9 protein-coding genes and 1 pseudogene are annotated in these 12,105 nt (G+C 69.0%); 7 read left to right on the forward strand and 3 right to left on the reverse strand.

Annotation, left to right across the window (positions count from 1 at the left end; genetic code table 11):
* The 3 genes and pseudogenes from AC1RQF_RS18050 to AC1RQF_RS18060 form a co-directional block, all read left to right on the forward strand.
* Positions 1-548, forward strand: a pseudogene (locus AC1RQF_RS18050) (hypothetical protein); the annotation flags it as partial.
* The gene (locus tag AC1RQF_RS18055; RefSeq protein ID WP_492872631.1) at positions 535-993 is read left to right on the forward strand and encodes a putative pterin-binding protein; all 459 of its coding nucleotides are present in this window, start codon (positions 535-537) and stop codon (positions 991-993) included. The pseudogene AC1RQF_RS18050 and the gene AC1RQF_RS18055, both read left to right, overlap by 14 nt.
* Positions 990-2,816 (forward strand): hybrid sensor histidine kinase/response regulator, encoded by a 1,827-nt coding sequence (locus AC1RQF_RS18060; protein WP_492872632.1) that lies wholly within the window; start codon positions 990-992, stop codon positions 2,814-2,816. The genes AC1RQF_RS18055 and AC1RQF_RS18060 overlap by 4 nt, the downstream gene beginning before the upstream one ends.
* Here AC1RQF_RS18060 and AC1RQF_RS18065 read toward each other — a convergent pair.
* Complete coding sequence (locus AC1RQF_RS18065; RefSeq protein ID WP_492872633.1) at positions 2,806-3,657, reverse strand: helix-turn-helix domain-containing protein; 852 nt, start codon at positions 3,655-3,657, stop codon at positions 2,806-2,808. The genes AC1RQF_RS18060 and AC1RQF_RS18065 overlap by 11 nt on opposite strands.
* A gap of 246 nt (positions 3,658-3,903) precedes the next feature.
* On the opposite strand from AC1RQF_RS18065, the gene AC1RQF_RS18070 reads away from it, so the two are divergent.
* Positions 3,904-4,827, forward strand: a complete 924-nt coding sequence (locus AC1RQF_RS18070) for a LysR family transcriptional regulator (protein WP_492872634.1) — start codon at positions 3,904-3,906, stop codon at positions 4,825-4,827.
* 93 nt (positions 4,828-4,920) lie between these two features.
* On the opposite strand, the gene AC1RQF_RS18075 is transcribed toward AC1RQF_RS18070, so the two are convergent.
* Both AC1RQF_RS18075 and AC1RQF_RS18080 read right to left on the reverse strand, forming a co-directional pair.
* Positions 4,921-7,923 (reverse strand): two-partner secretion domain-containing protein, encoded by a 3,003-nt coding sequence (locus AC1RQF_RS18075; RefSeq protein WP_492872635.1) that lies wholly within the window; start codon positions 7,921-7,923, stop codon positions 4,921-4,923.
* Positions 7,924-8,084: 161 nt separating this feature from the next.
* Positions 8,085-9,857 (reverse strand): ShlB/FhaC/HecB family hemolysin secretion/activation protein, encoded by a 1,773-nt coding sequence (locus AC1RQF_RS18080; RefSeq protein ID WP_273999143.1) that lies wholly within the window; start codon positions 9,855-9,857, stop codon positions 8,085-8,087.
* 635 nt (positions 9,858-10,492) lie between these two features.
* On the opposite strand from AC1RQF_RS18080, the gene AC1RQF_RS18085 reads away from it, so the two are divergent.
* From AC1RQF_RS18085 to AC1RQF_RS18095, 3 genes are all read left to right on the forward strand, one after another.
* Positions 10,493-10,828: a MarR family winged helix-turn-helix transcriptional regulator gene (locus tag AC1RQF_RS18085; RefSeq protein WP_492872636.1), complete on the forward strand. Its 336-nt coding sequence runs from the start codon at positions 10,493-10,495 to the stop codon at positions 10,826-10,828.
* Positions 10,829-10,849: 21 nt separating this feature from the next.
* Entirely contained in the window at positions 10,850-11,323 is a 474-nt protein-coding gene (locus tag AC1RQF_RS18090; protein ID WP_273999140.1) for a MarR family winged helix-turn-helix transcriptional regulator, read from the forward strand.
* Positions 11,324-11,389: 66 nt separating this feature from the next.
* Positions 11,390-12,105: TolC family protein (locus AC1RQF_RS18095; RefSeq protein ID WP_492872637.1), on the forward strand; the 716-nt coding region annotated here is incomplete at its 3' end.

Genomic DNA, 12,105 nt, shown 5'->3' on the forward strand with positions numbered 1-12,105 from the left:
GACGGGTGGGGGCGGGGGGGGAGGCGGGAGGGGGGGGGGGAGCGGGGGCGTCCCCCCCCCCCCGCTACGTGCTGTTCTGCGCAACCGCGAGCACGCCGTTGCGCAGCATTCCGGCGCGCCTGCGCACGCACTGGGTCGACACGCTCGCCGCGCGCTTCGGTTGCGAGGTGCTCGGCTTCGGCCCGCTCGCGCATCCGCGCTACGTGGACATCGCGCCGCTGTCGCCCGACACGGCCCACTTTCTCGCGTGGGTCCGCGGCGCGCATCGCCTCGTCGCGTCGGACAGCGCGGCGGTGCATGCGGCGGCCGGCTTCGACGTGCCGACGCTCGCATTCTTCTCGTCCATTCCGCCCGGGCTTCGGGTGCGCGATTACCCGTCGTGCCGGGCGGTGGACCTGGCGATTCCCGCGTTGAGAAACCTGCATGCGAGCAGCCGCGAGAGCGACCTCGCGCTGGTGGAACACGCCTATCAATCAATCGCGCTACACACTCTTCTGGATGGCGACCATGAAACGCATAATGAGGGCTTGTGCGGTGCTCGCGCTTAGCCAGGCGGCGCTGGCGGCGCATGCATTCGACCTGACGGTGGCGGGGAAGATCAGCCGCTACACGGACGCCGAGCAGGCGGTCTATCGCTTCGCGCAGGCGGACCTGCTCGCGATGCCGGTGCGCCGCATCACCACCTCGACGGCCTGGACCGGGCGCGAGGTGTTCGAGGGCGTGGGCCTCGCCGACCTGGTCAACCGGGTGGGCGGCACGGGGACCACGCTCGAGGTGCGCGCGCTCGACGGCTACATGGTCGACATCCCGGTCGAGGATGCGCGCAAGTACGGCGTGCTGCTCGCCTACAAGGCCGACGGAAAATTCCTGAGCCTCGAGAATTTCGGGCCGCTGTTCATGGTGTATCCGCGCGACCAGGGCGGCGATGAGCTGAAAGGGCCCTTGTACAATTCCCGATTCATTTGGCAAATCAACCGGATCACCATTAAATGAAGCTGGGTCAAAAATTCAGCGGGAACGCCAGCCTCCTGTATTGCGCGGTGGTGGTCCTGTTGGCGGTGGCCGCGGTGACCGCCGTGTTTTGCTACAAGAACGTGGAGCCCAATTCGAGCCTGATTTCGGTGATCGGCACGCAGGAGAATTACGGGCTGTCGGTGGCGAAATACCAGATCCGCCTCAACGACTTCGAACTGACCGTCAATCAGAATCGATGGGGTTGTGTCGGGCCGTGCCGTGATCTGACGCTCGAATACGAGATCCTGAAATCGAAATTCGCGATTCTCGCGAATCACTCCGAATCCACCGCGCAGCTTTATGAAGAGGCGGGTTATCGCGATGCGGTGCGCGCGTCGGCCCAGTTGTTCGACGGGCTCGATCCGCAGATGAAGGCGCTGGCCGCGCACGCGGGCTCGACGGCCGAGGTCAACGCGCGCCTCGAGGCGCTGCGCGGCTACGCGCACGACATGGGCACGATCGCCGCGCAGACGGAATTCCGCCAGCGCGACAGCGCGTATCAGGAGTTCATGGAGACGCGCCGGATCATCTGCATCGGGCTCGCGGTGATTCTCGCCTCGGTGCTGGTGCTGAGCGCCGTCACGATCCTCAACATCCGGCGCGAACGGCGCGCGACGCGCCAGCACGCCAAGGCGCTGCTGGCCGAGCAGCAGGCGGCGCATGCGGCGCGCGCGGCGGTCAACGCGAAGAATGCGTTCCTCGGCGCGATCGGCCATGAATTGCGCACGCCCTTGCAGAGCATCACGTCGGCGATCGACGTGATCGCCGAATCGCCGCTCGCGCACGCGCAGGTCGACACGGTGCGCCGGCTCGAGGTCGCCGCGAAGCAGATCGAGGCGCAGATGCGCGACCTGACCGACTACGTCCGGCTCGACAGCGGCAAGCTCAGCCTGCACCGTCAACAGTTCGACCTCGCCGAGCTGCTCGGGATGGCCGCCGCCGACGCGGGCTGCCGCGCCGCGCGCAAGCGGCTTGCGTTCACGTGCGACATCGACGAACGGATCCGGGCCGCCCACTCGGATCCGGTGCGGATCCGCCAGATCGTCTCGAACCTGCTCGGCAACGCGATCAAGTTCACCGACGCGGGCACGGTCGCGCTGCGCGGCCGGCGCGCGCAGACGGCGGACGGCGAGGCGCTGGTGCTCGAGGTCGAGGATACCGGCGCGGGCGTGTCGAACCAGAAGCTCGCGTTGATCTTCGAGCCGTTCACGCAGGGCGACGAGGCGGGCGCGGTGACGCGCGCGCGCGATGGCGTCGGCATGGGGCTTGCGATCGTGCGCGGTCTCGTCGATCTGCTGGGCGGCTGGATCGCGGTGCGCAGCGAGTTGGGCAAGGGCAGCGTGTTCAGCGTCACGCTGCCGATTCAATACGTCGATACGCACGACGAGGCGCGCGCGCCCGCGAGCCCGGCCGAGCGCGACGAGGCGCTGCACGTGCTGGTGGTCGACGATCACGAGGCGGTGCGCGAGTCGCTCGCCGCGCTGCTCAGGCAGTTCGGCTACCAGTGCGACCTGTGCGATTCGGGCTTGCGCGCGATGCAGAAGCTGATGCGCCGTCCGTATGACGCCGTGCTGCTCGACGTGCAACTGCCCGACAAGGACGGCACGGCGATCGCGCGGGAGGTGCGCGACGGCCGCGGGCCGAATCGCCGCACGCCGCTGATCGGCGTGAGCGCCTATCAGCCGGACCTGCTCACGCCGGAGCAGCGGGGGCCCTTCGATGATTATCTGCTGAAGCCCGTGCGGCGACGGGATCTCGATGCGGCGCTCGCGCGCGCGCTGGCGGAGCGGGTCAGAGGTTGAAGCAGCGCTCGAGCGCGGCCTTGATCACGGAGAGCTTGACGGGCTTCTCGTAGGGGCCGAGCACGTCGAAGTCGCGCATCGCCGTGGCGATCTCGGATTCGCGCTCCTTGAGGTCGAGGTAGCCCGTCAGGATCAGCACGGGCGCATCCGGGTTCTCGGACGCGCGAATCTCCTCGATGCAGCGGCCCGCCGTTTCCTGGCCGATCAGCCAGTCGATCAGGAAGCCGTCGAACGCCTGCGTGCGCAGCGCGTCGAGGAACGAGGGCACATCGTAGAACGGGCTCGCATTGAAGCCGTGCGCCAACAGGTACGTCGACAATTCATCGGCGGTCTCGACGGCGTCGTCGAGCACCGCGATGCTCATCTTGTGCACCTCGGAACAGGTCGAGCGGATTTCAATCGTTTCGGCCAGATAGTGACGGCCGGGCGGCGCGCCGTCGCCGCGATGGATCTGCCATTCGCCGTCGCGTTCGAGCGCGATGAAATCGGCGCGCTGTCCGCCCGACAGCTCGGCGCCGAGATGCACGGTGCACGGGATGCGTTCGCGGCCGATGCTGAGGACCGCTTGACATATGCGCATGCGCGCCGGCGCATCGGCGCCGTCCATCGTGTCGAGCAGCGCGCTCGGCGACGCGTCGAACGCCAGCGCGATATCGCGGACCTGGTTGATCGCCCACGGGCTCTGCCCCTTCAGCTTGCGGTGCGCCTGGGAAAAGCTGAGACCGAGAATGCGGCTGACCTCGTTCGCGTGCTGCCGCTTGCCCACGCCGTGTTCGAGCAGGAGTTCCTTGATTCTGTTCGCGATCAATAATGCGTCCGGTTGTTGATCGTCGCTGTGCATTCTGCTCCTCGGGAGGACGGGTACGAACAGCCGCTATCTTAGATGGATCCGGGATCCCGCGCCATGATCGGGGCTGACCGGGGCGGGCGCGCGCGGCAGGATCGTATGACCGGATTGTTGCAACTTGAACAGTGATCGCACGATGCGCGCCCCGCGCGTGCGGCCGGCGGTGCGCGGCTTTGCTGGATAATGACGGGTTATCGGGCGATTCCGCCCGGTGTCTACGGTCCCGTGGCGTGAATCATCATGGAATATATCGACAGCCTGCGCATCTTCTGCTCCGTCGTCGACGCGCGCAGCTTCACGCGCGCGGCCGACATGCTGGGGCTGTCCACCCCGGTCGTGTCGCGCGCGATTTCGGGCCTCGAGCAGCGGCTCGGGGTCCGGCTGTTCAACCGCACCACGCGCCAGATCTCGCTGACCGAGGCCGCCGAGCAGTTCTATGAAGGCTGCGTGCGCGTGCTCGCGGATCTCGACGCGCTCGAGGAGCGGGCCTCGATGCAGGCGCGCGAGCCGACCGGCATGCTGCGGGTGATCGCGCACGCCACCGCGACCACCCATCGCTTGCTGCCGCTCGTATCGAGTTTCAAGCGCAAGCATCCGAAGGTGTCGCTCGACGTCACGCTCGCGGAGCGGCCGGTCGATCTCGTCGCGGAAGGTTTCGACGTGGGCTTGCTGCTACCGTTCATGCTCACCTCCGACACGGTGGTGACGCGCCTGATGGAGCGCATTCCGTTCACGATCGTCGCATCGCCCGACTATCTCGCCGCGCATCCGGTGCCCGCGCACCCGTCCGAACTGGACGCGCACGTGTTCGTTGCGATCTCGCCGGCGGTGCGCAAGCCCGAGCTGAATTTTCGCGTCGGCCGCGATACGCTGACCGTGCCGCTGCGCTACGAGATCGTGTCGAACAACGCCGTGTTCAATCTCGGGCTCGTGCTGCAGGGCTTCGGGATCGGCGTGCTGCCCGTCGCGATGGTGCAGGACGATCTCGCCGTGGGCCGGCTCGTGCCGGTGCTCGATACGTTCAAGATCATCGACGCGGGTACCGAACTGCGGCTCGCGTACAGCTCGCGCGCGCTGCTGCCCGCGAAGGTGCGGGCGTTCATCGATCATGCGGTGGCGTTTTTCGAGGAGCGAGCCGGCCAGGGGCAGGGAGCCGACGCCTGACGCCTGACGCCGGCCGACGGGCGGCGATGAGATGCGCCCCCGTTCGGCGCATGAACGCCGGACGGGGGCGCACGAGGTGGCGCGGCGGGCTGCTTAGTACGACACGGTGCCGCCGTTCCAGCCGATCAGCGGAACGTCGGCGCCATTGCCGTGCGCGGTGCTGCCGACGAACGAGCCGAAGTTGACGCCGGCGAGCGCGCCGTAGATTTGCCCGATGCCGCCTTGATACGCGACGCGGCTCGTGGTCGACGACTGGCGGACCGAACCGTAGTTGCCGCCGACCAGCCCGCCGAGCAGCGCCCGGCTGCCGCCGGAGACCGTGCCCGAAGACGACGATGCGGTGACCAGGCCGCCCTGGTTGCCGATCAGGCCGCCGACCCGGCTGCCGTCGCCGCCGTGGGCACTCCCGCTCGCGGAGGCGGCGTTGACGTTGGCCCGGTCGTTTCGGCCGAGCAGGCCGCCGACCTCGCTGGCGTGGCCGCCGCTGGCGTTGCCGCTCGCGGAGGACGCGCCGATCGCGCCTGTCTGGACGAGCGAGCCGACGAGACCGCCGACCAGGCTGCGCGCGCCGGCTACCACGTCGCCGGATGCGCTGGTGTTCCGGATCTGGCCGCGGCTCTCGCCGACGAGGCCGCCTGCCCGGCCGTCCGCGCCGAGCGTGACGCTGCCCGACGCATGCGACGCATCGATGATGCCGCGATCGGACCCGACGAGCCCGCCCGCGACCGCCGAATTCCCCGCGACGACGCGGCCGGCCGCGCTCGAACTCCTGATCGTGCCGGCGTTCATGCCCGCGAGGCCGCCTGTCATGCTGTTGGCGCCCGCCGTCACCGTGCCTTCCGCGTGCGACGCATCGATCAGACCGAGATTCGAGCCGACGAGCCCGCCGATGGTGGCGTTGCCGGTCGCCTGGACGTTGCTGCGGGCCGTCGCGCCGCGAACGACGCCGTCGTTGTGGCCGACGAGCCCGCCGAGCAGACTGGCGTTGCCTCCGGTCACGCTGCCGGCGCTCGACACGCGTTCGATCGAACCCCTGTTGAGGCCGACGAGGCCGCCCGTCGGCGCGCCGTTGACGGCCGTGACGCGCACGTTGGCGTCGCTGTCGAGGATCTGCGCGACACGGGCATTGGGCTCGAGGAAGGTGAGATTTTCGCCGGCGAGCCCGCCGATCGCCGCAGCCTGTCGATCGCCGTTGACCCGGCCCGAGACGCGGGCGTGCTGGATCACGCCGCTCAGATTGGAGCCGACGAGCCCGCCGACGAACGCGCTGCCGTGGGCGCTGACGGTGACGTCGTGCGCCGCGACGTTCGAGAGGGTGCCGGTGTTGAAGCCCGCGAGCGCGCCGATCGACAGCGGCGACTGGGCTTGCGCGACGCCGCTTGCGCTGACGCCGAGCAGCGTGAGGTTGGCGATCCGGCCGGCATTGGTGCCGAACAAGCCGACCACGTTGCTGCGGGGGTTCGTGATCGCGAGCCGGCTGATCGTGTTGCCGAGACCGTCGAACGTGCCCTCGAAGGCCCAGTCGTCCGAGCCGCCGATGCTGCGGAAGTTCGCGCCTTTGCCGTCGACGGCGTTGCCGAGTACGTAGCGGCCCTGCAGGTCGGCGTCGATGTTGCGCAGGTCGGCGACGCTGTGAACGACCGCGTAGTCGTGGCCGTTGGCGCGGAACGATGCGTGTTGACCCGACAGCGTGGCGACGGCCTTGTCGCCGTCGAAGGTGTGGCCGTTGGCCGCGTTCAGTTCGAGCCGGGCATTGCGGCCGGTGAGGCGCAGGGCGTCGCGCACGTTGATCCGGTCGCTGGCGTTGACGACGAGCGCCGCGTCGTTGCCGGAGGCGGACAGCGCCTGTTGCACGTTGACGCTGCCGTTTCGCGCGGTGAGCGTCAGGGCGCGGTCGGATGCCCAGGATACGGGGCCCGCGACGTCGAGATCGCCGCGGGTGCTCGCGAGCGTGACGTGATTGTCGGCGAGATTGTCGGCGAGCGTGTTCGCTTCGATCGATGCGCCCGCCGGGTAGAGGCTGTATCCACCCGCGCGGGCGACGCCGGCATTGGCGGCCTCGATGGTCCAGGTGCCGGCGGTGCTGCCGGCGTGCGTGTCGACCTTCGTGCCGTTCGCGATGACGACCTGCCCGCCGCGCGTGAGAACCGTGCCGGCCGGGGCGCTCGCATCGGCGGCGGAGGCGTCGAGCTTGCCCTCGACCACGACGGCGCCGCCGTCGAGGACGATCTTCCCGCCGCGCGCATCGAGGCCGCGCGCCTCGACCGTACCGGTCTGGTTGACGACGGCGTCGAGCAGTTGGCCCGCCGAGCGGGCGCTCATCAGCACCTGACCGCCGTCGGCCCTGAGCAGACCGCCGTTGCTGGCCTGGGCGTCGACCGCGCCCGCGTCGACCTGGACGTTGAGCAGGCCGCTGCCGTCGAAGTTGACCGTGAAGGCGTGGCCGGCCGCGAGCGCGACGGTGCCGAGTTTCGCCTCGATGACGCCGTGGTTGGCGACGCGCGCGCCGAGCAGCGCGATGCCGCCGCCCTCGGCGGCGCTGAGCGTGCCTTCGTTGATGACGCCCTGGGCGGAGGTGCCGGAGAAGCGATAGTTGCCGGCGAGGAAGTCGGTGTCGGCGAGATGCTGGGTGGAGGCGACGAGGCCGCCGACGTTGACTTGCGCGCCCGCGCCGAACAGGATGCCGTTCGGGTTGACGAGGAAGACGCGGCCGTTGGCGTCGATCTGGCCATCGATGCGGCTGCCGTTGTTGCCGATCACGCGGTTGAGCGCGATGGACATGGCGGTGGGCTGGTGGAACGACACGCGCTCGCCGCCCGCGACGCTGAAGTCCTGCCAGTCGGTGATGAGCTTGTCGGAATGCTGGTTGATCGAGAGGGTCTTGCCGTTCTCGGCGCGCGCGAGATCGGCCTGGCCGGAGATGAGGGTTTCGCCGGACGGGAGCGCGAAGGCGGGCAGGGCGGCGAGGCCGAGCAGCGAGGCCGCGGCGGCGAGGCGCTTGCCGACGGCGGATTTGCCGCGACGGCGCGCGGTTTCGCCGACCGCAACCCAGCGGCCCTGCGTCAGGTTCCATACCAATGCGTAGGTCTTGTTCATGCTGATTGGACTCCTCGGAATGCGTGACCGGATCGATCCGGAAATGGTTTGCATCGCTAATCAAGTGGGAGGGGCGGTCGGCCTGCTTGCCGCTCTTCCCGGGAACGCTCGTGGCATCCCCCATGAAGCCGCCCGCCGGGTCAGGCGCGGCGGCGGACTGCTCAGAAATACTGGGCGGCCTGCAACCAGACGCCGGGCGAGCGGCGGGACAGCGCCGCATGCTCGTTGCCGAGCGGCAGCGCGGCGGTGACGCTGAGCTGGCGCTTTGCGCCATACCAGTTGAGTCCGATTCCGACCGACGACAGCTGGAACGTATTGAGGTCGTCGGACAGGGGCTGCTTGTCGATCTGCGTGCGCCCGGTGTCGAGGAAGGTGCTCACCTGCCAGCCCGGCGCGGCCAGGTAGCGCAATTCCGCCGTGGCCTGCCAGCCCTGGTCGCCGCCGCTCGCGCCGAGCGCATACGCGCGCACGCCATAGGGGCCGCCGACGCTGAACTTTTCCGACGCGTCGAGATTGCGCGAGGCGAGTTGCGCGCTGAACTGCGTATACAGCTGCAGGCGCGCGCTGAGCGCCTGCAGGCGCAGCGCGCTCAGGTTCAGGCGCGCGAAGCGGCCCGGCGTGTTCGCGCGCCGGCTCGTGCCGAGCGGATCGTTGCTGCGCAGCCGGCCGACGCCGAGCGTCGCGGAGAAGCCGTTGCGCCCGCCGCCGAGCCAGTCGTCCTCGCTGCGGCCGCTGAGGCTGAACGACCACAGGCCGACGTTCTTGTCGGTGAGGATGTCGAATGCGCGCAAGCCGTCATGCAGGTTCTTGTTCTCGTACAGGATCTGCGCGCTGAGGCTCGTGTGCCGGCTGCGCAGCAACGGCTGCGTGACGGACACGCTTTGCACGTTGGCGCGGCCGTAGATGCCCAGTTCCTCGAGCGGCCCGCCGATGCGGTAGCGCATGTTGGAATAGCCGACGCCCAGGCGCGTCGACGCGGGGCCGACGGGCAACTGGTAGGCGGCACGGTAGTAGCGCTGCGAGCGCTCGCTCGTCAGGCCGCGCAGCGTGAGCTGGTCGCCGAGCCCGAGCGGTGTATTGACGTCGACGCTCGCGCTGAAGCGATAGCGACCCGTCTGCCATTCGCCGAAGTTGTCGAATTCGAGCCCCCCCGTCGCGAACGGGCCGCGCTCCGCGTCGATCAGGAGATCCGTGGTGCCCGGCTCGGCGCCCGCGCGCAGCGTGCCCTTGACCTCGACGCCGGGCAGTTCGTCGAGCAGCATCAGGCTGCGTTCGAGATCGGCGCCCTGCACGAGGGTATCGGCGCGCAACGCGCCGAGCGGCTGGCGCAGCACGGCGTCCCGCACGCGGCTGCGGTTGTGGAGTTCGATACGGCCGTAGCGGCCCTCGACGACGGCGATGCGCACCTCGCCGTCCGCGACCTCCTGCTGCGGCAGGTAGGCGCGGGCCAGCACGTAGCCGTGCGCGCGGTAGTAGTCGGTGATGCGCGCGGGAGCTTCGCGCAGTTGCGCGAAGCTCAACTCGCGGCCGACGAGGTCGGCGAGCAGCGCCTGCAGGCGCGCGGCGTCGAAGTGCTGATTGCCGCTCAATTCGAAGCGGCGTACGGCGACCCGTGGGCCTTCGTCGCTTGCGTCGCCGACGGGGGCGGCGGGCGGCAGGTCGAGATCGGGCTGCGCGGGGGCGGGGACGGTCGGGCGCGGGGTCTCGATGTCGCGCAGCGCCTGACCGGCGCGCGGCGCGTCGATGTGCGGCGCAGGCGCGGTCTGCGCCCAGGCGAGAACGGGCGCGAACAGCGCATAGACGAGGCAGTGAGCGCGGCATGCGGCGTTCGCGCGCCTCGGTTCATGGCGGGGGCGGCCGGCCGGCCGCGGCGCGTCTCGCGTCGGGTTCGCCAGCGGCAGGAAGGGAGCGTGGATGCCCACGTGGTTGCGCATGTTCAAACTCGAATGCCTCGTTTTTGGTCGGCCGCGTGCGCCTCCGATATTTCTCGAAGCGCGGACGGATATTACTGAGGGTTTTATTTCGATGACATTGAACAAGTACTAGCAAAGGTATCGTGGCTTTTTGTTTTGTCGGATTTTTAAATGTATTTTCAATAATCGGATGCCAGTTCGACGAAGCACGCAAGACGGCTTGATTGGCCGTGGTTAACGCCTGCCTTCACGATATGAAAATATGAGGCGGAGGAAGTGGTGGATTTGAATCTAATGATTGAGATAAATCTGAATTAAATGAATGAGAAAATCGCGGTATTTACCGAAGATGAAGTCCATTTGCAATGAGCTCGATGAGCACCGTGGTGCTTTTGGCCGTGTTCGCGCGACGTGATGCTCCTGATCGGACGGCTGCCGCGAACGGTGCGTGACCTCGATCCGGTATGGTCGCGCGCCGCCGATTCTTGCCGTCGCGGTTATTAATTGATGCGGCGCACGACGTTGATGCGCAGGTCGTGCGCCACTAGTCTGTGCGCATGCACACTCAGCCTTCCGTCGATGACGATTGCTTTGCCATTCGGCGGGCCGCGAGGCACCTCTCCCAGTTCTACGAAAGGTATTTGTCAGATGCGGGCGTGACGCCCGCGCAATTCTGCATCCTGCGCGCGCTGTCGACGGGCGAGGAGCTGTCGATGGTGGAACTGGCGCGGGCCACATCCACGGATCGCACGACACTCATTCGCACCTTGCGCCCGCTCCTGCGCGGCGCGTGGGTCGCGCGCCGCGTGACGGCGGAGCGCGGCCGCGGCTTGCGCTTCGTGTTGACCGGAGCGGGGCGCGTGAAGCTGTCCGATGCCGCGATGCGCTGGCGCGACGCGCAGCAGGCGTTCGAGTCGCGCTTCGGCGCGCGGCGGGCCGCGCGCCTGCGGCATGAACTGTCACAGGTGGTGCGCGATGTGGCGCGCGCGTGACGGCGCGCCGGAGCGGCGCGCATGACGCGGCCGGACGCGTGGGCGGAAGCGTCCCGGTGCGGGGACGACAGCCTGGGCGCCTTGCTGTCGCGGGCCGACGCGGCGTTCGCGCAACGGCTGTCGCAACGGACGCGCGCGGCGCTCGGCGTGACCGGCATGCAGGGCCGCCTGCTGTTCATGCTGGCGCGCCGCCACGAGGCGAGCGTGGTCGAGCTGGCGCGCGCGCATGGCGTCGACGCGAGTTCGGCCACCCGCATGCTCGATCGTCTCGAACATCGCGGCCTGCTGGCGCGGGTGCGCGGCCACGACGATCGGCGGATCGTGCGCGTCGCGCTCACGGAAGCGGGGCGCGCGCACGCGGCGGCCTTGCCGGCCATTTTTCGCGCGGTGCTAGGCGACCTGCTCGCCGGCTGCTCGCCGGAGGACGCGCGCCACCTCGTACGCCTGCTTGCGCGCATGCGGGCGAACCGGGGCGGCGTGCACGGAACAACATGACTTTCATCGGGGAATCACAGGCATGGACATCAGGGCAATGAAGCGCATCGCGCGGGAGCGTACGCAATGAGCGCGTCGATCCGAATCGCGCGGGGCCGCGCGGTCGTCGTCGCGGCGGCGGCCGCGTTCGCGCTCGCGGGTTGCGCGAACTACATCGGCATCAAGAGCGACAAGCAGATCGCGCCCGCGTCGCAGTTCGAGACCGCGCGCAGCCTGCCCGGCGAAGGGGCCCCGTGGCCCGCGCTCGACTGGGCCGGCCAGTTCGGCGATCCGCAGCTGCCGAAGCTGATCGACGAGGCGCTCGCCGGCAGCCCCTCGATCGCGCAGGCGCAGGCGCGCATCGCGAAGGCGTCGTCGTATATCGAGTCGTCGCGCGCGACGCTGCTGCCGAAGGCCGACGCGAAGTATTCGTGGACCCGCGAGCTGTATTCGGGCAACGGGCTGTTCCCGCCGCCGTACGGCGGCAGCTGGTACAGCGAGAACAACGCGCTCGCGAGCGCGTCGTGGGAGCTCGACCTCTGGGGCAAGAACCGCGCGCGGCTGGCGATGGCCGTGTCGCAGGAAAAAGCCGCCGAGGCGGACCTGCAGCAGGCGCGCGTGACGCTCGCGTCGTCGGTGGCGCGCACCTACAACCAGCTCGCGCAGCTGTACGCGCTGCGCGACATCGCGCAACGCGAGATCGGCAACCGCGAGACCGTGGGCAAAATCACCGACGGCCGGGTCGGCGCGGGGCTCGACACCAACGTCGAGCGGCAGACCGCGCGCGGCAACGTCGCGACCAG

The sequence above is a fragment of the Burkholderia sp. GW821-FHT14F03 genome, from assembly GCF_058803765.1.

Excerpts from the sequence above, each read along its gene's own strand:
- AC1RQF_RS18060 (WP_492872632.1), top strand. The coding sequence starts at position 990 with ATGAAGCTGGGTCAAAAATTCAGCGGGAACGCCAGCCTCCTGTATTGC.
- AC1RQF_RS18065 (WP_492872633.1), bottom strand. The coding sequence starts at position 3,657 with ATGCACAGCGACGATCAACAACCGGACGCATTATTGATCGCGAACAGA.
- AC1RQF_RS18070 (WP_492872634.1), top strand. The coding sequence starts at position 3,904 with ATGGAATATATCGACAGCCTGCGCATCTTCTGCTCCGTCGTCGACGCG.
- AC1RQF_RS18075 (WP_492872635.1), bottom strand. The coding sequence starts at position 7,923 with ATGAACAAGACCTACGCATTGGTATGGAACCTGACGCAGGGCCGCTGG.
- AC1RQF_RS18080 (WP_273999143.1), bottom strand. The coding sequence starts at position 9,857 with ATGCGCAACCACGTGGGCATCCACGCTCCCTTCCTGCCGCTGGCGAAC.
- AC1RQF_RS18090 (WP_273999140.1), top strand. The coding sequence starts at position 10,850 with ATGACGCGGCCGGACGCGTGGGCGGAAGCGTCCCGGTGCGGGGACGAC.